Below are 22,880 nucleotides of genomic sequence, written 5' to 3'. Positions count from 1 at the left end.
ATATTTTACATAAAAGCGTAAGATACTGTTACATAAAAATAGCCATTTTCGACAATCTATATGCTCGCTTTGAGCAAAAGTTCCTGCTAACCCTCATACTTTCTGAAGATCACAGACGCATTATGACCACCGAAACCGAAAGTGTTGCTCTGAGCAGCCCTTACCACACGCTTCTGAGCTTTATTGAAAGTCAGATTTAACTTTGGATCTATTTCTGGATCGTCAGTAAAGTGGTTAATTGTTGGAGGAATAATATCGTTCTGTACAGCAAGTATGGAAGCTATAGATTCAATAGCTCCTGCGGCCCCTAACAAGTGCCCTGTCATTGATTTTGTAGAGCTGATGTTTAGCTTATAAGCATTCTCTCCAAATAGATCAATGATTGCTCTTGATTCGCTAATGTCGCCAAGCGGAGTTGAAGTACCGTGGACATTGATGTAATCTATGTCTGAAGTAGTTAATTTCGCATCTCTTAGAGCGTTGGTCATTACCAGCTTTGCACCCAGTCCTTCTGGATGAGGTGCTGTAATATGATTAGCATCAGCACTCATTCCACCTCCGATAATCTCGGCGTAGATTTTAGCACCGCGAGCTTTGGCATGCTCCAGTTCTTCGAGAATAATAGTTCCGGATCCTTCTCCTGCAACAAACCCATCACGGTCTTTATCAAAAGGCCTGGATGCGGTTTGAGGATCATCGTTCCGGGTAGAAAGCGCATGCATTGCGTTGAACCCGCCCATGCCCGCTTCGTTGATAATCGCTTCAGATCCTCCTGAAATAATCACGTCAGCCATTCCCAGTCTGATATAATTGAAGGAGTCTATAAGTGCATTTGTGGAAGATGCACACGCAGATACGGTCGAGAAGTTAGGGCCTCTTAAACCATACTTAATTGAAATATGACCTGGGGCAATATCCAGAATCATTTTAGGAATGAAAAAAGGATTAAAACGAGGAGTACCATCACCTTTGGCAAAATTTGATACTTCATCCAAGAAGGTTTTTAACCCACCAATTCCAGAACCCCAGATCACACCAATTCGGTTAGTATCAAATTTACTGAAATCAGTAAAACCTGCATCCTTAACTGCTTCGTCTGTTGAGGCGATAGCATAATGTACGAAAGGGTCTACTTTACGTGCTTCTTTTTTGTCAAGAAAGTTTTCGGGATTGAAGTTTTTGACTTCGCAGGCAAACTTGGTTTTGAAGTTTGTAGCATCAAATCTTGTAATCGGAGCGGCACCGCTTACTCCATTAATCAAACCGTTCCAGTACTCTGCAACGGTGTTCCCCAGTGGAGTAAGCGCACCTAATCCTGTTACTACAACTCTTTTAAGCTCCATTTATATTGTGGATGCGTGGATTATTTTACGTTTTTTTCTAAGTAAGCGATTGCTTGGCCTACTGTGCCGATTGTTTCAGCCTGGTCATCAGGAATAGCAACATTAAACTCTTTTTCGAACTCCATAATTAACTCTACGGTGTCCAGAGAGTCTGCGCCAAGATCATTAGTGAAAGATGCCTCAGGTGTTACTTCACTTTCATCTACACCTAATTTTTCTACGATAATTGCTTTTACTCTTGAAGCGATATCAGACATAGTTTTATTTTTTAAATGGGTTAAATAATTCAGTGCAAAGAAAAATAAATTCTAATAAATATCAAACCTTTTTGTTTTTGCACAAAAATGACCTGAGTCATAATAGGAAACCCCTTTCTTTGTTACCTTTGTTTGGATCGAAAAAAGGAGTTTTGAACAGGCTTATATTAAAATACGAACTGGATCTCGATTTTGTTTTAATCGCAGTGACCTCATCACTGAAAGATTACACGTTATGTTTTAAAATAAATAAACAGTTGAATACTAATTTCCATAAGATAGAAGAACTAAGTCTTTCCTCAAGAAGCAGCAGTTCTTCTTTTTTTTCGCGTTATTTTTATCAAATCCCTAATTCCGATACCGAATTTTACCTTCTTGCCAATAAAGGCACAGAATCTTATCTGATTCCTGAAATGAAAAGGGTAGATTATTTTATTTTAATTAAAAATTTTATAGACCAAGAAGACTTAAATTATATTATCGACGGCTTAAATAAACTTCAGGAAGTGGTAGTAGCAGCAGAAGTTGATCCTGAAAAGTTGAAATCTAAAGAAAATCTGATATTTTAGCCGATAATTTCATAGTGTATTTTGTACACCCAGTCAACCATATATTAAAAGGTTAAAAAAATGAGACAAGTTCATAAAAGGACAAAAATTGTTGCAACGTTAGGCCCGGCATCTTCTCCAAAGGAAACCTTGCTGAGCATGATTAAGGCCGGAGTAGATGTGTGCCGGTTAAATTTTTCTCACGGAAGTCAGGAAGATCACCAGAAAGTAATCGACACTATCCGGGAAATTAACAGGCAATACAAAACTAATGTTGGCATTTTAGCTGACCTTCAAGGTCCGAAGATCCGCATTGGAAAAGTGAAAGAAGGCGGAATTCAGCTAGTAAACGGAAGCCGTATTGAGATTACAACCAACGAGCTGATCGGCGACGAAAAGCAAATATATATTACTTACCAAAACTTCCCTAAAGACGTAAGAGCTGGTGAAATCATCCTTTTGGACGATGGAAAACTGCAAATGCGCGTTATAGATAGTAATAACAAAGATACAGTGGTATGTGAAGTTGTTCATGGTGGAGTTTTAACGTCGCGTAAAGGTGTTAACCTTCCAAATACAAAGATTTCTATCCCATCCCTTACTGAAGACGACTTAAATAATTTGGAGTTCGTTCTTGAAAATGATGTGGAGTGGATTGGTTTATCCTTTGTTCGTACAGCAGAAGATATCGTTGAGTTAAAACGAATCATTAACAGAAGCGGAAAATCAGCAAGAGTTATTGCGAAGATCGAAAAGCCTGAAGCTATTGACAACATAGATGCAATTATCGCTGCTACAGATGGTGTGATGGTTGCTCGTGGAGACCTGGGAGTTGAGATGCCAATGGAACAAGTTCCAGTACTTCAAAAAATGATTGCACGTAAATGTCGCGAGGCATCTAAGCCTGTTATCGTAGCTACTCAGATGCTGGAGAGTATGATTACAACTCCTCGTCCAACCCGTGCTGAGGTGAACGATGTTGCTAACTCTGTACTTGATGGTGCCGATGCGGTAATGTTGAGTGGAGAAACATCTGTTGGCGAGTTCCCACTTATCGTTATTGAAACAATGGCTAAGATTATCACCAATATCGAGGAGACTGCTTATCCATATCAAACGCCTAAGAAGCTTAACCAAAGTTCTCCACGCTATATGTCTGATGCTGTTTGTGGCTCAGCTGTATATTTATCTGAGAAAACTAACGCTGTTGGTATCGTTGCAATGACTTCTTCCGGTTATACTGCATTTGAAGTATCCAGTCACCGTCCAAAAGCAAGCACCTTTATCTTCACTAATAATAAAAAGCTTCTTAATACTTTAAGTTTGCTTTGGGGGGTAAGAGGATTTTTCTACGATAAAGCAGAAAGTACAGACCAGTCAATAAGTGATGTAAACCGTATTCTTCGCGATGAGCGCCTCATCATGCCAGGTGAGATCGTAATCAATACAGCAGCAATGCCTATTGAGAAGAAAGGTAAAACAAACATGATACGCGTTACAATAGTGGATTAAGAGCTGCTAATAGTAACCTCATTTTTTTAGGAAAAGCCCTGTTGATCAACGGGGCTTTTTCTTTTCCTACTACTTCTTTTAATTGCAGGAATTCCGGTCTATTCCAATGGGCCTTTTGCTTTCCTTGTAAAACCTTTAACGAAAGCTGAAGGAAGATAAAGTTATTGTAATGTTATCCCGATAAGTTCAGCCAAAACTATCGTAAATATCATTCACACTTTACCTACAAAATAGCTGCGGCTTTTCCAACAGGATAGAGTAGAAATAGTGTAATAATTATCAGGCAGTTATGACATAAAAAGGACATAACTTCTTGATGTTTTTTGAAGTTTTCCACATTGTAAAAAGCTGTTTTTAAGCGTATTAAGAAATGTGGATAACTTCTACAAGCGTTTTGAGTTAAAGGGTGTGGAAAACCGAAATTGTGGTATCTGATTATGGAGAGTAAATTTGGTAAAAAACCCCTTTAGTTTTTTTATACATAGAAACGCATTAGAAACATTAATTTTTATAGGACATGGGCAAAAATACTGCAGCAAAAACAGGAAAAGGTGGCGGTTTGAGCATTCCGCGTTACTTCACGAAAGAAGGACTGAGTGTTTATGATTTATTCACATATGAGAAAAGATCTTCTGTCATCAGAAACCCAGCCGGGGATGCAGTATTTGAGATGAACGACGTAGAAGTTCCTGCTTCTTGGAGTCAGGTAGCTACAGATATTCTAGCTCAGAAATATTTTCGTAAGGCGGGAGTTCCACAGCCAGATGGAACTACCTCATCGGAAAAAAGCATAAAACAGGTAGCTCACCGTATGGCTGATTGCTGGAGACAGTGGGGTGTACGTTATGGATACTTTGCATCAAAAGCTGATGCTGATATATTTTACGATGAGCTAGTATACACAATTGTCGGTCAGCTTGCTGCTCCAAATTCGCCTCAGTGGTTTAATACTGGTTTGCATTCATCTTATGGAATCACAGGTAAACCACAGGGACACTATTACGTAGATCCGGAAACTGAAGAACTAAAAAAATCTACTTCAGCTTACGAGCGTCCTCAACCTCATGCCTGTTTCATTCTTTCAGTAGAAGATGATCTAGTTAACGAAGGTGGCATTATGGACCTTTGGGTTCGTGAGGCTCGTATCTTTAAATACGGTTCGGGTGTAGGTACTAACTTCTCCGCCATTCGTGGAGAAAATGAAAAATTATCAGGAGGCGGTTATTCTTCTGGTTTAATGTCATTCCTGAAAATAGGTGACCGTGCAGCTGGTGCTATCAAGTCAGGAGGTACCACTCGTCGTGCAGCCAAAATGGTTTGTTTAGACCTTGATCATCCTGAGATAGAAGGCTTTGTTAACTGGAAGGTAGAAGAGGAACGTAAGGTTGCTGCTTTAATAGCAGCAGGTTATTCTTCAGACTACGAAGGTGAAGCATACCGCACTGTTGCTGGCCAGAACTCAAATAATTCCGTTCGTATTCCAAATGCTTTCTTCAGAGCTTTAGAAACCGGAGCGAGCTGGGATTTGGTAGCGCGTACTACCGGAAAAACAATGAAGTCGATCTCTGCAGAGAAATTATGGCAGGATATTGCCTTTGCTGCATGGGCCTGCGCTGATCCGGGTGTGCAATACGATACTACGATCAATGAATGGCATACTTGTCCAGAGGGCGGTCGCATCAATGCATCTAACCCATGTTCTGAGTACATGTTCCTGGACAATACAGCGTGTAACCTGGCCTCCATTAACCTTGCACACTTCTTCAATCCTGATACATTAACTTTCGATGTGAAAGGTTTCGAGCATGCTTGCCGCGTTTGGACTATGGTTCTTGAGATTTCGGTTCTTATGGCTCAGTTCCCTTCTAAAGAGGTTGCTCAACTATCATACGATTACAGAACTTTAGGTTTAGGATATGCTAACTTAGGTTCTATGCTAATGGTTGCAGGTATCCCTTATGATAGTGACAAGGCTCGGGCAATAGGTGGAGCTATCACGGCAATCATGACAGGTACAGCTTATGCTACTTCCGCTGAAATGGCTAGAGAGCTGGGTACTTTCAGACGCTACGAGGACAATAAACAACATATGCTTCGCGTGATGCGTAACCATCGCTATGCAGCTTATAATGCTACGGATGCTTATGAAGGCCTGGAAATTGCGCCTCCGGGAATTGATCAAAAACATTGTCCTGATTACTTATTATCGGCTGCATGTAATGCATGGGATAAGGCTTTAGAATTAGGAGAAAAATATGGTTACCGTAACGCACAAACAACAGTTATTGCTCCTACCGGAACAATCGGTCTCGTAATGGACTGCGATACAACAGGCATTGAACCAGATTTTGCTTTGGTTAAATTCAAGAAGCTATCAGGTGGTGGTTACTTCAAGATCATTAATCAGGGTGTTCCTGCTGCCTTGAAGAATCAGGGATATAAAGAGCATGAGATTGAAGCTATTGTAAATTACGCAAAAGGACATGCAACTTTAAAAGGTGCTCCTCATATCAATTTTGACTCTCTTGCGGCTAAAGGATTTACTCAGGATGAATTAGAGAAGATCGACAAATCTTTACTTGCAGCATTTGAGATCGGTTTCGTATTTAACCAGTGGACTCTAGGTGAAGATTGTTTGAAACGCCTGGGCTTTAAATCAGAACAATATAATGCACCTGATTTTAACCTTCTTCGCTCCATAGGATTTAGCCGTCAGCAAATAAATGAGGCTAACGAATACATTTGCGGTACAATGACTATTGAGGGTGCTCCGTACCTGAAGGAAGAGCACTATCCGATTTTTGATTGTGCTAACAAGTGCGGTGCAAAAGGAGTTCGGTATATCCACGCTCACGGCCACATTAAAATGATGGCTGCTGCCCAGCCTTTCCTTTCTGGTGCAATTTCTAAAACCATCAACCTTCCAAATGAAGCAACGGTGGAAGAGATTAAGGATTGCTATGAGTTATCCTGGAAATTGGCATTAAAGGCAAACGCTCTTTATCGTGACGGTTGCAAACTGTCTCAACCGTTATCCACCAAGTCGGATACTAAAGAAGATAAACTTGACAGCGTAGAAGAAGTACTTGGAGAAGCAGCTAATGTGAGACTAAGTGATCTTACACCTGAGCAAGTATTAGAAGCCGCTCGCGCAATCCTTGAGAAGTCGACCGACACGACGTTCAAACGTCAGCTTTCATCTGTGGTGGAGAAGAAGAGCATGCCTTCAAAACGACGTGGATTCACTCAGAAAGCATCAGTAGGTGGTCAAACTGTATACGTTAGAACTGGGGAATACGAAGACGGAACCTTAGGTGAGATCTTTGTAGATATGCATAAAGAGGGTGCAACCTTCCGTTCGTTAATGAACTGTTTTGCTATCGCTATCTCTGTAGGCCTTCAGTATGGTGTGCCATTAGAGGAGTTTGTTGACAAGTTCACCTTCACTCGTTTCGAGCCATCTGGTATGGTTAGTGGACATGATAACATCAAGAGCTCTACTTCGATAATTGATTATATCTTCCGTATCCTTGGTTATGAGTACCTAAATCGTACAGACCTGGTTCACGTGATTACAGAACAAAAGGCCATCTTAGGAAACCCTCAAATGGCAGATGAAGACGTTAATCATGATCCTCAGGCTCCACAAGCTATAGAAGTAACAAAGACGGTATCAGATAAAGTATTGAAACCTGTTCTTGATATTTCAGGTGGAGGTCAAAGTGATGCTCCTGCTTGTACTAACTGTGGTCATATCATGGTTCGTTCAGGAACTTGCTACAAATGTTTGAATTGCGGTACTCAAGGCGGTTGTTCTTAGAGTAAGCTAGGAATAAAGTTCAAAGGCTCAGTTTTCACAACTGGGCCTTTTTTTGTATACTTCTTGTAAGTTCCAGGAAAATATGGCGCAAAAAGAAAGCCTCCCCGGTTTACAGAAAGGCTTTCTTTTTATTAGATTTCTAGAACTTATCTTAATTCATTTACAGGGAAAGTGTCCATGTCTGTATATACCAGGTTCTCGCCTGCCATAGCCCAAATGAAGCCGTAAGCAGTAGTTCCTGATCCAGAGTGAATAGACCAAGGTGGAGATATGATGGCCTGGTGATTCTGAACTACAAGGTGTCGGGTTTCTTGAGGTTGTCCCATCAAATGCAATACAATTTGTCCTTGTGGAACGTCAAAGTAGAAATAAGATTCCATACGACGATCGTGAACGTGAGAAGGCATAGTGTTCCAAACGCTACCTGGTTTAAGAACTGTAAGTCCCATTACCATTTGGCAGCTTTGAATTCCCTCCAGGTGGATATACTTATAAACTGTACGCTCATTCGCCGTTTCTTTGCTTCCAATGTCTAAGGGCGACGCTTCTTCCTTTTTCATCAGACGGGTAGGATATGAGTGATGAGCAGGAACAGAGTAAATAAAGATCTTAGCAGGGTTTTCTGCAGAAACACTTTTGAATGTCACCGACTTAACTCCTTTTCCAGCATAAACTGCATCTAGTTTAGATACAGAATAAGTTGTTCCATCTACAGTTACTTCTGCATCTCCGCCAACGTTGATCATCCCCATTTCGCGTCTTTCCAAAAAATAGTCAGAGCGAAGGTTTTCGTAATCGTTTGGAAGTTCAAGTGTTTGACTTACCGGTGAAACACTACCTACGATTGCTCTGTCATAGTGTGAGTAAGTGAAATTGAACTGGTCTGCTTGCATCAGGTCTTCAACAAGGAAGTTTTCCCTAAGTTCAGCTGTACTTAAAGCAGCTACTTCTTTTGGGCCCTGTGCATAACGTTGATTCATTATCATGTTTGTATTTTTATACTAGTTTATTATCTTCCCATCCAGCCACCATCAACTGTAAGTATGGTGCCATTTACGTAATCCGCAGCTTTAGATGCAAGGAACACCACTGGTCCTTTAAAGTCTTCCGGCTCACCCCATCTTCCCGCAGGGATCCGGTCTAATATGGACTTGCTTCTAACCGGATCATTTCTTAGTGCTTCTGTATTATCAGTTGATATATAGCCTGGAGCAATTGCATTAACGTTTATGCCTTTAGATGCCCACTCGTTTGAAAATGCTTTAACTAAACTTCCGATTGCTCCTTTACTTGCTGCATATCCTGGTACGTTAACACCACCTTGAAACGTAAGAAGAGAGGCTGTAAAAATAATTTTTCCAGAACCTTGTTCCAACATTCTGGCTCCAATTTCTCTCGTAATAACAAATTGACTATTCAGGTTAATGTCTATCACCTTATACCAGAACTCATCAGAGTGTTCTGCTGCAGGCTGCCGTAAAATTGTACCGGCGTTGTTCACAAGAATATCAATCTGTTGATTTTCTGCTAATACTTTTTTTAGGAAATTAGTTACCGAATCCTTATCACCGAAATCACATTGATATGCTTTAAACTTTCTGCCAATTTCATTGATAGATTTTTCGACATCACTTCCGCTTAAAGCGATGGAAGACGAAACCCCTATTATATCTGCTCCTGCCTCTGCAAGTGCTTCTGCCATAGCTCTACCTATCCCACGATTACATCCCGTCACAAGCGCTATTTTGCCTTCAAGGCTAAAAAAATCTTGGTTACTCATTGGTCTATTGATGAATATGCGGCGCAAATTACTGTTTATGCCTAAGAATAGGAAGTAGTAAAATAACATATTTTATTATTTCGACTGATTCCCATCATTTTTTACCCAAGGCTTGTGGCTTAACATTGTATCGTTTAGAAAAGCTCAATATAAACCATTTAAAATATTAAACTATGTCGGTATCTCTATTTGATTTAACAGGAAAAAGAGCTCTGATTACCGGAGCAACCCACGGGTTAGGAATGTCTATGGCCACAGGTCTTGCAAAGGCGGGTGCCCAGATCATCATAAATGATATCTCTCAGGAGAAGTTAGATAATGCTATTGCTGAATATAAGTCAAATGGAATTGATGCATTAGGTTATCAGTTTGATGTAACAGACGAGAATGCTGCAATTGATGCAGTCAGCAAAATTGAGCGGGAAGTAGGGCCTATTGACATTCTGGTAAATAATGCTGGAATTATTAAACGGATACCAGTGCTTGAAATGGAGGTTGCAGATTGGGAACAGGTAATAAAAATAGATCTTACAGGTCCATTTATTATGTCGAAAACTGTAGGGAAATATATGGTGAAGAGACGTGCTGGTAAAATTATTAATATCTGTTCTATGATGAGCGAGGTGGGAAGAGCTACTGTAAGTGCCTATGCTGCAGCAAAGGGTGGCTTAAAGATGCTTACGAAGAATCTTGCGACAGAATGGGCTCAGTTCAACATACAAGTGAATGGAATTGGTCCCGGATATTTTGCAACCACTCAAACAGCTCCCATTCGTGTTGATGGTCATCCATTCAACGATTTCATTATAAGTCGTACACCTGCGGCAAGGTGGGGAGAACCTGAAGATTTACAAGGAGCAGCTATCTTCCTGGCAGCAAAAGCTTCGGATTTTGTTAGTGGTCACATTCTATATGTAGACGGGGGAATCTTAGCAACGCTTGGCAAGGCATCAAATGAGTAATCTTCTAAATATACTTCCGCATTAGACCACCAGGCAGTTTAATTGCCTAAAACAATTGCTTCGATCATTAATTTCATATTTATTAGCCGGCAGTGTATTAAAACCGCTACCGGCTATTGTATTTACAGAGGTATTGTACCTTGTGTTTTTTTTATTACTTTCGACAGTACACACTAGCTAATGAAGTTTGAAACAATAACTATAAAGGATATTGCCAAGGCACTGGGACTTTCGACTTCGACTGTTTCGCGAGCACTTAGGGGAGGATATGAGATTAGTGAAGAAACAAAAAAGATAGTTTTAGACTATGCTGCGAAAATAAATTATAAGCCTAATCCTATTGCACTTAGTTTGAAGGAACGCCGCAGCCATTCTATCGGTATTGTTGTTTGCGAGATCGCTAATAATTTCTTTTCTCAAGCAATTAATGGAATTGAGTCTATTGCCTATAGTGCCGGATATAATGTTATTATTACTCAGAGTAATGAGTCGTATGAGAGAGAGATTGTGAATGTGCAACATCTGGCGTCACGTTCTGTAGATGGGCTGCTGATCTCCCTTTCTTCTGAAACCTCTGATGTTTCATTGCTGAAGGATCTTTATGGAAAAGGACTTCCAATAGTCTTTTTCGATAGGGTTTCAGAGGAAATAAAAACGCATAAGGTAATAGCTAATAATTTTAAAGGTGGCTTTGATGCTACAGAGTATTTGATCGGACTGGGTAAGAAGAGGATTGCTCATATTACTAATGCAGCTCATTTGTCGATAACCAAAGAGAGGTTTGAAGGATATAGATCAGCACTTGAAAAGCATGGACTGCAATTTGATGATAGTTATGTAAAGTACTGTGAGTATGCAGGGGTGCTACAAAATGAGGTGGAGCATGCTGTATCTGATCTTTTGTCTCTACCAGAGCGTCCGGATGCTATCTTTATTGCTCAGGATAAGCTAAGTACCGGATGTCTGCTTGCTTTAAGAAAACTGGCTCCCTACTATGCAAGCACGGTGAAAATAGCGGGATTTACCAATTCAAATGTAGTAGATCTATTTAGTCCATCGCTTACTGCTGTTCGCCAGCCGGCTTTTGAAATTGGCCAGGCGGCTACAGAGTTACTTATAAAGCTGATTGAAAGTAAATATCCGGTGACAGAATTTGAGACGAGGATGCTGGATACAGAGTTAATTGTTCGATGAACTGGCTTGAAGGATCGACGAACTCCTTTTTATGCTATGAATTCCTCTGCTAATTGTTTATCTACAAATTTAAACTGTTAGTCTAAAGCTTTTTCTCTTCATGATAATATGTTGTTGCTTTGAAGTATTAAAGCTTAACGACATGAAAAATTCAATCAACAACATATCTCCATTTATCATTTTATTGATTCCCGTGTTATTAGTTGTTGCCCTGCTTGCTTTTAATCCAATTAATAATGAGGAGGCTGAGCAGATGCAAGCTGTTACATCATGTAATTTGCCTCAGTTAAAGAGTGTAGTTCAGGTAGTTTTCTCTATAAAATAGTTTAGTTTTTTCCTTAAAGCAAAAAGCCTTCTGAACTTCAGAAGGCTTTTTGCTTATATACTGGTATAACTTATCTTATACCGTCGTCTTAATATTTAACTCCTTCAACTGGTCATCCGAGATGGTTGCAGGAGAGTCTATCATCACATCTCTACCCGAATTATTTTTAGGGAAAGCCATTACGTCACGGATTGAATCCAGACCAGCAAAGATTGATACGAGACGGTCAAAACCAAATGCGATACCTCCGTGAGGTGGAGCGCCGTACTCAAAAGCGTCAAGAAGGAATCCAAACTGTTTTTGAGCCTCTTCAGGGCTGAATCCCAGGTGCTTAAACATCAGTGATTGCAAGCTTTTTTCGAAGATACGGATTGATCCGCCACCTATTTCCGTTCCATTGATTACCAGGTCATATGCATTTGCGCGAACTTCTCCCGGTTTTGAATCCAATAACTCAATATCTTCTGGCTTTGGTGAAGTAAAGGGATGGTGCATTGCATGGTAACGTGCATGTTCTTCATCCCACTCCAATAGAGGAAAATCTATTACCCAAAGTGGCGCGAATTTATTCTTATCCCTTAAGCCAAGGCGGGTTCCCATTTCTAAACGAAGTTCGTTCAGTTGCTTTCTAACCTTATCTGTAGGACCTGCCATTAATAGAATTAAATCGCCCGGCTCAGCTTCGAAAACAGCTGCCCATGCTTTTAATTGATCTTCGTTGAAGAACTTATCAACTGATGATTTTAAAGATCCATCCTGGTTGTATCTAAGGTATACTAACCCAGTAGCGCCTATCTGAGGTCGTTTAACAAAGTCAGTTAACTCGTCAACTTGCTTACGAGTATATGGAGCACAGCCTTTTGCATTGATACCAACGACGAGCTCGGCATTATCGAACACAGGGAAACCTGCGCCTTTTACCAGGTTGTTCAACTCAACGAACCTCATGCCAAAACGGGTATCAGGTTTATCAGAACCGTAATACTTCATTGCATCAGCATAAACCATGCGAGGAACCTCCCCTAGATCAATACCTTTTACAGTAGAGAATAAGTGACGTATCATCCCTTCAAACAGGTTAAGAATATCTTCCTGTTCAATGAAAGCCATCTCGCAATCTATTTGTGTAAATTCCGGTTGTCTGTCTGCACGTAAGTCCTCATCGCGGAAACACTTTACAATTTGAAAGTAACGGTCAAAGCCTGAAACCATCAGCAATTGCTTGAATGTTTGTGGTGATTGCGGTAAGGCGTAAAACTCTCCGGGATTCATGCGACTTGGAACAACAAAGTCGCGTGCACCTTCTGGAGTAGACTTAATGAGAACCGGAGTCTCAACTTCTAAGAAATCTTGATTGTCTAAATATTTCCTGATCTCCTGGGCCATTTTATGGCGAAGGATCAGATTATTTCTAACCGGGTTACGACGAAGATCAAGATAACGATATCTCATTCTTAATTCATCTCCACCATCTGTTTCGTCTTCAATAAGGAAGGGTGGCAATTTAGCGGGATTTAAAACCTCCAATGCGGAAACTTTAATTTCAATATCGCCAGTAGGTATTTTAGGATTTTTATTCGTCCTTTCTACCACTTTGCCACTTACTTTAATAACAAACTCACGTGACAATTTACGAGCACCTTCACATAGCGAAGGATCTTCGTCCATATTGAATAAAAGCTGTGTAATGCCATAACGGTCGCGAACATCGATGAAAGTCATTCCACCTAAATCGCGCGACTTTTGTACCCATCCTGCCAGGGTAACTTCTTTGCCTAAATCATTGATATTTAATTCGCCGCAGGTATGTGTCCTATGCATAAAATTACGGTTAGAGGTGCAAAAGTATATTTTTTGAGGGATATACTATTTGAAACTGAAAAATAAGTACGGATTGTAAATCTCATTGGGGGGCTTATTAATAAGTCCCTTTCGTACTTCTAAGGTATAAATTTCTTTTGTTGACTTGTATTAAATTTCGATGTCTCCCTCAAATACAAACTTTGCAGGCCCTTCAAGAAATATATTTGAGAAGTGATTTCCGTCATGATCAAAACGAATATTCAGATCGCCTCCTAATACTTTTATCGGAGTACTTAAACTTCCTGTCTGATTTTTTCTTTTAGCCATGGCCAGTGCAACCGCTGTTACTCCAGTACCACAAGCGAAGGTTTCGTCTTCCACCCCTCGTTCATAAGTCCTTACAAAGTAATGATCTCCAAGATCTTCAACAAAGTTTATATTGATACCCTGCTTTTTATAGGTATCGTTGTAACGAATTGCCCTTCCTTCCTCAAAAACATCTTTCTCTTTAAGATTTGCAGCCGGTAATACGTAGTGAGGTGATCCTGTATTTAAGACAGATGCTTCTCCATCCATCTTGATTTCTTCTACATCTATCATTTGAAGACTTACCCAGTTTTCCTCTGCTGAAATTGTGGCATAATGAGGACCATCTACTGCCAAAAAGTTAGTGTTTTTCTCAATCACTCCCAGATCATGCGCAAATGCTACAATACACCGGCCTCCATTTCCGCACATACTGCTAGGTTGGCCATCTGAGTTATAGTAGATCATTTCAAAATCAAAGCCCTCTTTCTTCTGCAGAAACATCATTCCATCACCACCTATACCAAATCTTCTATCACATAAGGAGGATATGAGAGCTGGATCATTGTGATTGATGTCAGAATTTCGGTTATCAACAAGGATAAAATCATTCCCTGCACCCTGATATTTGTAAAAATGGAGTTTCATAAATTAAAAGAAATGAACTAAAATGCTTTGGAAAAACACAAGCAAGAATACGAATTGTGGAAGGAAATTTGTGGATATAATTGAGATATTGCGCTCTAATTATAATCCCACTCTGCTATATAAACGGTTTTAACAATTTTTAACAGGATTTGAAATATGCAGGAATTGCAAAAACCGTTTAACTGGTATTAAATTTGAAAACAGAAAATACACGAGGAAAATAAGGTATGAAAAAAATAGGAGTAACACTTTTAACTGCATTTATTGGAGGTGCAGTAGCAATAGGCGGATATAAGCTTGTTGAAACCAAGTACGCCGAAAAAATGAGTATCGATGAGAAACAGAAGGTTTATTTTACTAATAACCCTTTAAATGTTTCCTCAGCCGGACAAGTTGATTTTGTACAAGCTGCCGCAGCGGTAACACCGGCAGTGGTTCATATACAAACAACTTATGGAAATACGAATGCCTCTAACAGAGGTAGAAGCGGTGGCGGTGGCGATCCGTTTGATGATATGTTCAGAGATTTCTTTGGATCTCCACGGAACATGCAGCGTATGCCACAAATGGCCTCAGGCTCAGGGGTTATCGTGAGCGACGATGGCTACATTGTTACTAATAATCACGTAGTTGAAAACGCCAGCAAAATTGAAGTTATTCTTCCGGATAATCGCTCTTTCGAAGGCAAGGTTATTGGACGGGATCCTAATACCGACCTGGCATTAGTTAAAGTAACAGCATCAAACTTGCCTGTAGTTAAAATTGGTAATTCGGATAATGTGCAAATTGGTGAATGGGTTTTAGCGGTAGGCTATCCGTTAACATTAAATTCTACAGTTACTGCTGGGATTGTAAGTGCTAAAGGAAGGAGTATAGGTATTCTTGGTGAACAGAATGATCGTGATAGCTGGTCACAACAGGATGAGCAGCCTCAACAAAGAGTAAATTCCGCAATTGAGTCATTTATTCAAACTGATGCGGCTATCAATCCAGGAAATAGTGGAGGTGCTTTAGTAAACGCTCAAGGGGAACTTGTAGGAATTAACTCTGCCATTGCATCCAAATCTGGTACTTATGAGGGATACGGTTTCGCTATTCCAATTAATCTGGCCAAAAAGATTATGGATGATTTTATCAAATTCGGCAGTGTTAAACGTGGATTTGTGGGGGTTACTTTCCGTGAGTTAAATGCAAGTGTGGCTAAAGAGCTTGGGGTTAAACGTATCAATGGTTTGTATGTGAATAGCGTAGTGCCGAACGGCGGAGCTGCTGCTGCAGGAATCAAAGAGGGTGATATCATTACTAAAGTTGATGGATCAAATATCATGTCGTCTGCTGATCTTCAAGAGAGGGTTGGAAGATTACGTCCGGGAGATAAGGTTCAACTAACCTACGAAAGAAGTGGTGATGATAAAACAGTGAACGTTACACTTAAAGGTGAAGAAACAGTTAAGACAGCTAATTCATTATCTTCAAAAGCTGTAGTTGATAAATTAGGTGCAAGTTTCAGTCCGGTGACCGGAGCTCAAAAGCAACGTTTTGGAATCAATTCAGGCCTTGTAGCTTCGAATATTAAGCCGGGAGGTTTACTATCAGACTATGAGATTCCTGCCGGTACTATAATTACCAGCATGAATGGAAAGCCTGTTAATAAGGTAGATGATATCAATGCTGCTTTAGGTGCTTCGAAAAATAATATGTTAAGACTTGACGGTATAACTCCGGAAGGTGGAAAGATAATGCTAACTGTGCCTTTAACTAATTAAGCAAAAGGTATAATTAAGGAAGAGCCTTCTGTGGAAAAACAGAAGGCTTTTTTTATTTTTGCGATTGTATGATAAGTGCGCGCAGCCTGGAGTGGAAATTTCTTGAACAAACCCTTTATCTTCTTCCTCAGAAAGCCCTTTTCTGGAAGGAAGAAAACTCCCTTATTGTTTCTGATTTGCATATAGGTAAGGTGGGACATTTTAGAAAAGCAGGTATCGCTATCCCCCGGAACCTTGAACAGGAAGATTTAAGCAAGTTGTCTGATCTGATCCATGAATGGAAGCCCTATAGAGTAATTTTCCTTGGAGACCTTTTTCATAGTGATATGAACAGCGACTGGCACTGGTTGCAATTGTGGCGTGATCTATTCCCTCATATTGAAATGATCCTTGTAAAGGGAAACCATGATATCCTTAATCCTGAGTTCTATGAAGAGGCTGGGTTTATAGTGACAGACCGTCTTGTGACTTCAACGTTTGCATTTATTCACGAACCCCTAAGTGCAGGACAGTTGAATTTGGAAGAGAAGTACGTTTTGTCAGGGCATTTGCACCCAGGTGTGAAGCTTGTAGGCTCTGCCAGGCAGAATTTGACTATTTCTTGCTTTTATTTTGGAGTTAAACAAGCTGTTTTGCCAGCTTTTGGAAGATTTACTGGAAATTTTTGTGTAGAAGTTGAAGATTCTTCTTTGGTTTTTGGTATAGTTAACGAAAAGGTGATTGAATTGTAGTAATTTTTCTATGCTTTCTTTATAATATCTCCTTTCTTCTTTTAAACTCCTTTAATATTATGATGTAGATCATATGGAATTTTAATTTTAGAATGTTTCTAAATAATGTAAATCTTTTGACAGTCGCGTTACATAGTGTATATATTCGACCTAATTAAATACTTTTGTATCCCGAAAAATTAATTAAATCAATCAAGAAAAGTAATGAGCAATTTCAGTAAAGCTTTCTCGTCTACGTTGGGGAAGAAATTGATCATGGGCTTAACAGGGCTGTTTTTATCCTTGTTTTTAGTAGTCCATCTCATAGGTAACCTTCAATTATTTAAAGATGATGGTGGAAAGGCGTTCAATGAGTATTCATTCTTCATGACGCATTTTACGCCCATCAAAATCGTTTCTTATTTGCTGTACGCATCGATCATTTTGCATGCTGTGTACGCTTTAATTTTAACAACTGCTAACAAGAAGGCTCGTCCTGTTGGATATGCGGTAACAAAAGGTGAAGCAAACAGCACCTGGAGCTCAAGAAACATGGGTATACTGGGTACTATTTTATTAATCTTCATCGTTGTTCACATGAGTAACTTCTGGGCTCAGTATCATTGGGGTAAATTGCCTTATGCCAGATACGAGATGAACCTGAATGACGCTACAGATGTACAGGTTACAGAGTTACCTTTTGATGGTAAACATTTGGTTCATTCTCAGTATGTAGATACTCAAAAAGGAACAGAGGTAGTAGTTGCTAAAGATCTTTATAAGATCGTGAGCGAATCATTTAAACAATGGTGGTACGTTGTGCTTTACGTTGTTTCCATGATTGCCATGGGCTTTCACTTGTATCATGGTTTTCAAAGCGGCTTTCAAACTCTTGGGTTTGATCACAGCAAGTATAAGCCTCTGATTGATTTCCTTGGTCTTTGGGTATTTAGCATAATTATTCCTGCAATTTTTGCAGCCATGCCATTGTACTTTTTCTTCCTGAAATAATTCGTTAGTAAGTTAAGAGGAGTAAAAAAAATTAAAATGATTTTAGATTCGAAAATACCAGAAGGGCCATTGGCCGAAAAATGGTCTAAACATAAATTTAACTTAAAGCTAGTTAACCCTGCTAATAAGCGTAAATATACTGTAATCGTAATTGGAACAGGTTTAGCAGGAGCATCTGCTGCGGCATCTTTAGCAGAATTAGGATATAACGTTAAAGCATTTTGCTTTCAGGATAGTCCTCGCCGTGCTCACTCCATTGCTGCTCAGGGTGGTGTAAACGCTGCTAAGAATTATCGTAATGACGGTGACTCTGTTTACCGTTTGTTCTACGATACCATCAAAGGTGGTGACTACCGTGCACGTGAAGCTAACGTTTATCGTTTAGCTGAAGTGTCTGTAGATATCATTGACCAATGTGTGGCTCAGGGCGTTCCTTTCGCACGGGAATACGGAGGTTTACTTGACAACCGTTCTTTCGGTGGTGCTCAGGTATCCCGTACTTTCTATGCTAGAGGCCAAACCGGACAACAATTACTTTTAGGAGCTTATTCAGCTTTAAACCGTCAGATCAATGAAGGTAAAGTAAAAATGTACAACCGCCATGAGATGCTTGACATTGTTAAAGTTGACGGAAAAGCTCAGGGTGTTATCACTCGTAACCTAATTACCGGCGAGATTGAATCTCACGCAGGTCATGCAGTATTGCTTTGTACAGGTGGATATGGAAACGTATTCTACTTATCTACAAATGCGATGGGTAGTAACACTACTGCCATCTGGCGTGCACATAAAAAAGGAGCCTTCTTCGGAAATCCTTGTTATACTCAGATCCACCCTACTTGTATCCCTGTAAGTGGTGATCACCAGTCTAAGTTAACGCTGATGTCTGAGTCCTTACGTAACGACGGACGTGTTTGGGTTCCTAAGACTCGTGAAATGGCCGAGAAGGTTCGTAAAGGACAATTAAAAGCTGCAGACATTAAAGAAGAAGACAGAGATTACTTCTTAGAACGTAAGTACCCTTCCTTCGGTAACCTTGTACCTCGTGACGTTGCTTCACGTAATGCTAAAGAAGCATTTGATGATGGTCGGGGTGTGGGTTCGTCTGGTAAAGCAGTTTATCTTGACTTTGCTGATGCAATTAAACGTTTGGGTAAACACGCTGTAGAAGCTAAGTATGGTAACTTGTTTGATATGTACTATCAGATCACCGACGAGAATCCGTATGAAATGCCAATGCGTATCTATCCTGCTGTTCACTATACAATGGGTGGCCTTTGGGTAGATTATAACCTGCAAACTACCGTACCTGGATTATATGCTTTGGGAGAATGTAACTTCTCAGATCACGGGGCTAACCGTTTAGGAGCTTCTGCTTTAATGCAGGGACTTGCTGACGGCTACTTTGTAATCCCTTACACTTTGGGCGATTATCTTGCTACCATTGGTCCAAAACCAGTTGATGATAAACATCCTGCTTTTGCGGAAGCTAAAAAAGGTGTAGAGGAGACGGTTAATAAGCTTCTTGCTCTTAATGGAACTAAGACTGTTGATGAGTACCATCGTGAGCTTGGAAACATTATGTGGGAATACTGTGGAATGGCCCGTAATGAAGCTGGCTTAACTAAAGCGATCGGTTTGATACAGGAGTTAAAGGCTGATTTCTGGAAAAATGCTAAGGTTCTTGGTGTGAATGAAGAGTTCAATATGTCACTTGAAAAGGCACACCGCGTTATAGACTTTATTGAACTTGGTGAACTGATGGTTCGTGATGCTTTGAACCGCGCAGAGTCTTGTGGTGGTCACTTCCGTGAAGAAAGCCAGACTGAAGAGGGAGAAGCTAAACGTAATGATGACGAATTCGCATATGTGGCAGCCTGGGAATACAAAGGAGACAATGTACCTCAGGAACTTCACAAGGAACACTTAGTGTACGAGAACGTAAAATTAACACAACGTAGTTATAAGTAAAAAGATTGAGGCCTGAGGCTTGAGGTATTAAAAACCTCAGACCTCAGACTTCCAAACTCAAAATAAGATGAGCGGAAACATGAATTTAACCCTGAAAGTTTGGAGACAAAAAAATGCCAACGACAAGGGGGGATTTGTTACTTACAAAGCTGATAGTATATCTCAGGACATGTCTTTCCTGGAGATGTTGGATGTAGTGAATGAGGGATTAACGAAAAAAGGCGAGGATCCAATTCATTTTGATCATGACTGCCGGGAAGGTATTTGCGGAATGTGTTCATTGTATATCAATGGCAGACCTCACGGGCCGAAAAGGGCAATTACAACATGTCAGTTACACATGCGTAGCTTTAAGGATGGTGAGACTATTACGATCGAGCCATGGAGAGCAACTGCATTCCCTGTAATTAAGGATTTAGCTGTAGATCGTTCTGCCTTTGATAGAATTCAGCAGGCCGGAGGATATGTATCAGTAAATACTGGCGGTATTCCGGATGCCAACGAAATTCCAATTCCTAAAACAATTGCGGATGAGGCTTTCAACTCAGCCACTTGTATTCAGTGCGGTGCTTGTGTAGCTGCTTGTAAAAATGCTTCTGCATCTTTATTCGTTTCAGCGAAGATCTCTCAGTTGGCATTATTGCCACAAGGTCAACCTGAACGTTATCGTCGGGTACAAGCGATGGTTGCTCAGATGGATGCGGAAGGCTTCGGAAGCTGTACCAATACAGGAGCCTGCGAAATCGAATGTCCAAAAGAGATTTCTCTTACAAATATCAATAGAATGCGCAGAGATTATTTCAACGCTAAGTTTTTTAAAGAGGAAGAAATTGATTAGCTTTGCATTACGAGGCAAGGAGGAAAAAAAGAGCCCGGAAACAGCAATGTTTCCGGGCTCTTGTGTTTCATAAGGTTTAGATTTATTTAAGTTTTATAATAATTACAGCAGTTGCATCCTCGGGTGCTCCGTATTCTTTAAATTTCTCCTTATCATCTTTAATTACGTTTATTGATTCTATCGTTTTCATATCTAGTTTCCTGGATTCTTCTTGAGATATTTTTTTTCCGTTTACTATATAAACGTTTTTCGACCCATCAGAGGGAGTAATATTAATTTCTTTAAGGGGGGAGTTGCCAGAGTTTACTACAATAGGAATGGTATAACTTACTCTAACGGGCTTCCCTGCTTTTATTCCAGCATTCCATTTTGGAGAAGATTGCAACACCCTTACAGCCTCTTCTCCTGTGCCGTAGCCAAGATCCCTAAGTACTTTTATATCATTTAATGAACCATCAGTTCCTATTACAAAATTAAGTATAAGACGGCCTTGGATTCCTTTTTCCTTAGCAGCTTGCGGATACTTGTAAGTCTGTCCTATATAGGAATAGAACTTATCAAGCCCTCCCGGATATTCAGGTAGCGCATCCAATGTTCTTATATCAAATATTGAGTCTGCTAGAGATGCTTCTTCGAGGTCACTTAGATCGGAAGTCGTTGTTTCAACAAGGGGTTTTGGAGTTTCCTGTGTTGTTCTTCCTGGACGTATTGTCTCTGTTGTGAATTGCCTGGCAAGCGTCAATGTTTCCTCTGGTGTTGTTTCTACTTTGATTAGGGAAGGCCCCTCTAACTTTTCTAAGGTCTTTTCCAACCGACTTGTTGTTCCTGCTTTTAAAGCTGCAGAGGAAAAAATTAGCATTCCTGCAAAAAGAGGAAGGGAGAAGCCATATTTCAAAATGGCTGTCTTGCTTGATTTGGGTTTGTGTAACATAAGTATTCTTTGTTTTAAGAGTGATCTATTGAAAAAACTATTACTTAAATTATGCGAAGAATTTAAGGCTTGACTTAAAAGTAAGCTTGCGTATTTTGCTTTGTCCTCTGTTTCGGTAGTGAGTTGATCAGCTATGAATTCATGAATTAGTTTAATCGCGTTCTTATACTGATATAGCACTGGGTTAAACCAATTGGCAATAGCTAATAGTTCCAAGAATATGACGTCAGCTGAATGAAATTGCCTTGCGTGAACTAGCTCATGCTTCATAATAACATCACGATTTTCAAACGCCTGGGATACTCTTATTTTCCCGAAGAATGAATAGGCCTGGTTAGCTTCTGACTTACGATAGATAGTGCTAGCTAAATTAATTATAAAACGAGCACTAAAGATGGTTACTCCAGATAGGTAGAAGTATTTTAAATAATCAATAAGGGCTAAGTCGTTTCGACTAGAGTGGTCATTGTATACTATAGGAACTGCTTTGAGAGTAATGCTATACGCCATCTCACCAGCTTTCTGCGTTGGAAGTAGATCTTGAACCCATTCCAGCTGCAATGAGGGAATCATCAATGATAGAAATGCTGTTGTAATTAAGTAAAGCCTGTTTAATGTGAAAAATGTTTCGTTCTTCAAAAGCAGTACATAAAACAGATAAAATAGCGTCAGGTAGATATTAACCTGGATAAGGAAATTTAGGAAAGTCATGGTCATTTATTTTTAAGTTTCTCGATTAGTTTCATTATTTCATCAGCTTCTTTGAGGTCAATTTTCTCTTTCTTAACGAAAAAGGAAAACATGTTCTCCACAGAGTTGCCGAAATAGGAGCTTAAAAGCTTCTCGGTCGCATAGCTTTTGTATTCTTCTCTTCCGATTAGAGGGAAGTATCTGTGGCTTTTACCAAATGCTTCATGGTCAACAAATCCTTTCGTTTCCAGGATTCGAATTATGGTAGAGATAGTATTATACGCAGGCTTAGGCTCTGGGATCTCGTCTATGATCTCTTTCACAAATGCTTTTTCCAAAGTCCATAAAACTTGCATTACCTGTTCTTCAGCTTTAGTTAACTCTTTAATTTCCATTAGTATAAATATCAATTCAAATACATAACTAAAACATTAGTTTTAAAACTAAAGTTTTAGTTAGTTTAAA

At 39.8% G+C, this 22,880-nt stretch carries 19 protein-coding genes; 11 read left to right on the top strand and 8 right to left on the bottom strand.

The window, feature by feature from the left end; genetic code table 11:
- Positions 1 to 86 precede the first annotated feature (86 nt).
- Both fabF and J4N24_RS21580 read right to left on the bottom strand, forming a co-directional pair.
- Positions 87 to 1,343 carry a beta-ketoacyl-ACP synthase II gene (gene fabF, locus J4N24_RS21585; protein ID WP_207535827.1) on the bottom strand — a complete coding sequence of 419 codons (1,257 nt, stop codon included), beginning with the start codon at positions 1,341 to 1,343 and terminating at the stop codon, positions 87 to 89.
- 20 nt (positions 1,344 to 1,363) lie between these two features.
- Positions 1,364 to 1,600, bottom strand: a complete 237-nt coding sequence (locus tag J4N24_RS21580; protein ID WP_008508386.1) for an acyl carrier protein — start codon at positions 1,598 to 1,600, stop codon at positions 1,364 to 1,366.
- 32 nt (positions 1,601 to 1,632) lie between these two features.
- Between J4N24_RS21580 and J4N24_RS21575 the strand changes: the two genes are divergently transcribed.
- The 3 genes from J4N24_RS21575 (at position 1,633) to J4N24_RS21565 (ending at position 7,480) form a co-directional block, all read left to right on the top strand.
- Positions 1,633 to 2,169 (top strand): IPExxxVDY family protein, encoded by a 537-nt coding sequence (locus J4N24_RS21575; RefSeq protein WP_369806251.1) that lies wholly within the window; start codon positions 1,633 to 1,635, stop codon positions 2,167 to 2,169.
- A gap of 60 nt (positions 2,170 to 2,229) precedes the next feature.
- A complete protein-coding gene (gene pyk, locus J4N24_RS21570) occupies positions 2,230 to 3,660 on the top strand; it encodes a pyruvate kinase (protein WP_207535826.1) in 1,431 nt (476 codons plus the stop codon).
- Between the two features lie 517 nt (positions 3,661 to 4,177).
- Complete coding sequence (locus J4N24_RS21565) at positions 4,178 to 7,480, top strand: vitamin B12-dependent ribonucleotide reductase (protein ID WP_207535825.1); 3,303 nt, start codon at positions 4,178 to 4,180, stop codon at positions 7,478 to 7,480.
- Between the two features lie 146 nt (positions 7,481 to 7,626).
- Here the strand turns inward: J4N24_RS21565 and kduI are convergent, their stop codons facing one another.
- Together kduI and J4N24_RS21555 are read right to left on the bottom strand one after the other, a co-directional pair.
- Positions 7,627 to 8,460, bottom strand: coding sequence for a 5-dehydro-4-deoxy-D-glucuronate isomerase (gene kduI / locus J4N24_RS21560; RefSeq protein WP_207535824.1), 834 nt, complete (start codon positions 8,458 to 8,460; stop codon positions 7,627 to 7,629).
- A 29-nt stretch (positions 8,461 to 8,489) separates the two neighbouring features.
- Complete coding sequence (locus tag J4N24_RS21555; protein WP_207535823.1) at positions 8,490 to 9,260, bottom strand: SDR family oxidoreductase; 771 nt, start codon at positions 9,258 to 9,260, stop codon at positions 8,490 to 8,492.
- 173 nt (positions 9,261 to 9,433) lie between these two features.
- Here J4N24_RS21555 and J4N24_RS21550 point away from each other — a divergent pair, with 173 nt between their 5' ends.
- From J4N24_RS21550 to J4N24_RS21540, 3 genes are all read left to right on the top strand, one after another.
- A complete protein-coding gene (locus J4N24_RS21550; protein WP_207535822.1) occupies positions 9,434 to 10,222 on the top strand; it encodes a gluconate 5-dehydrogenase in 789 nt (262 codons plus the stop codon).
- A gap of 180 nt (positions 10,223 to 10,402) precedes the next feature.
- Entirely contained in the window at positions 10,403 to 11,416 is a 1,014-nt protein-coding gene (locus J4N24_RS21545; RefSeq protein WP_207535821.1) for a LacI family DNA-binding transcriptional regulator, read from the top strand.
- Between the two features lie 142 nt (positions 11,417 to 11,558).
- Positions 11,559 to 11,741 (top strand): hypothetical protein, encoded by a 183-nt coding sequence (locus tag J4N24_RS21540; protein ID WP_207535820.1) that lies wholly within the window; start codon positions 11,559 to 11,561, stop codon positions 11,739 to 11,741.
- A gap of 75 nt (positions 11,742 to 11,816) precedes the next feature.
- Here J4N24_RS21540 and aspS read toward each other — a convergent pair whose 3' ends face one another.
- Complete coding sequence (aspS, locus tag J4N24_RS21535) at positions 11,817 to 13,562, bottom strand: aspartate--tRNA ligase (protein ID WP_207535819.1); 1,746 nt, start codon at positions 13,560 to 13,562, stop codon at positions 11,817 to 11,819.
- 150 nt (positions 13,563 to 13,712) lie between these two features.
- Complete coding sequence (dapF, locus tag J4N24_RS21530; RefSeq protein WP_207535818.1) at positions 13,713 to 14,498, bottom strand: diaminopimelate epimerase; 786 nt, start codon at positions 14,496 to 14,498, stop codon at positions 13,713 to 13,715.
- 227 nt (positions 14,499 to 14,725) lie between these two features.
- Here dapF and J4N24_RS21525 point away from each other — a divergent pair, with 227 nt between their 5' ends.
- The 5 genes from J4N24_RS21525 to J4N24_RS21505 all read left to right on the top strand — a co-directional run bounded on the left by J4N24_RS21525 (position 14,726) and on the right by J4N24_RS21505 (position 20,794).
- A complete protein-coding gene (locus tag J4N24_RS21525; protein ID WP_207535817.1) occupies positions 14,726 to 16,264 on the top strand; it encodes a Do family serine endopeptidase in 1,539 nt (512 codons plus the stop codon).
- A 68-nt stretch (positions 16,265 to 16,332) separates the two neighbouring features.
- A complete protein-coding gene (pdeM, locus tag J4N24_RS21520; protein ID WP_207535816.1) occupies positions 16,333 to 16,995 on the top strand; it encodes a ligase-associated DNA damage response endonuclease PdeM in 663 nt (220 codons plus the stop codon).
- Positions 16,996 to 17,199: 204 nt separating this feature from the next.
- The gene (locus J4N24_RS21515) at positions 17,200 to 17,985 is read left to right on the top strand and encodes a succinate dehydrogenase cytochrome b subunit (protein WP_207535815.1); all 786 of its coding nucleotides are present in this window, start codon (positions 17,200 to 17,202) and stop codon (positions 17,983 to 17,985) included.
- 36 nt (positions 17,986 to 18,021) lie between these two features.
- Positions 18,022 to 19,956 carry a fumarate reductase/succinate dehydrogenase flavoprotein subunit gene (locus J4N24_RS21510; RefSeq protein WP_207535814.1) on the top strand — a complete coding sequence of 645 codons (1,935 nt, stop codon included), beginning with the start codon at positions 18,022 to 18,024 and terminating at the stop codon, positions 19,954 to 19,956.
- A 67-nt stretch (positions 19,957 to 20,023) separates the two neighbouring features.
- On the top strand, positions 20,024 to 20,794 hold the full coding sequence (locus J4N24_RS21505) for a succinate dehydrogenase/fumarate reductase iron-sulfur subunit (RefSeq protein ID WP_242691765.1): 771 nt from the start codon (positions 20,024 to 20,026) through the stop codon (positions 20,792 to 20,794).
- Between the two features lie 82 nt (positions 20,795 to 20,876).
- On the opposite strand, the gene J4N24_RS21500 is transcribed toward J4N24_RS21505, so the two are convergent.
- Both J4N24_RS21500 and J4N24_RS21495 read right to left on the bottom strand, forming a co-directional pair.
- Entirely contained in the window at positions 20,877 to 22,436 is a 1,560-nt protein-coding gene (locus tag J4N24_RS21500) for a TonB family protein (protein WP_207535812.1), read from the bottom strand.
- A 2-nt stretch (positions 22,437 to 22,438) separates the two neighbouring features.
- Complete coding sequence (locus tag J4N24_RS21495; protein WP_207535811.1) at positions 22,439 to 22,810, bottom strand: BlaI/MecI/CopY family transcriptional regulator; 372 nt, start codon at positions 22,808 to 22,810, stop codon at positions 22,439 to 22,441.
- Between the last annotated feature and the right edge of the window lie 70 nt (positions 22,811 to 22,880).

Origin of the sequence: Desertivirga arenae, assembly GCF_017355785.1 — a bacterium.
GTDB classification, from domain to species: Bacteria; Bacteroidota; Bacteroidia; order Sphingobacteriales; family Sphingobacteriaceae; genus Desertivirga; species Desertivirga arenae.
Note: the sequence above shows the minus strand (reverse complement) of the source record. Positions and strands in the feature narration are given on the sequence as shown.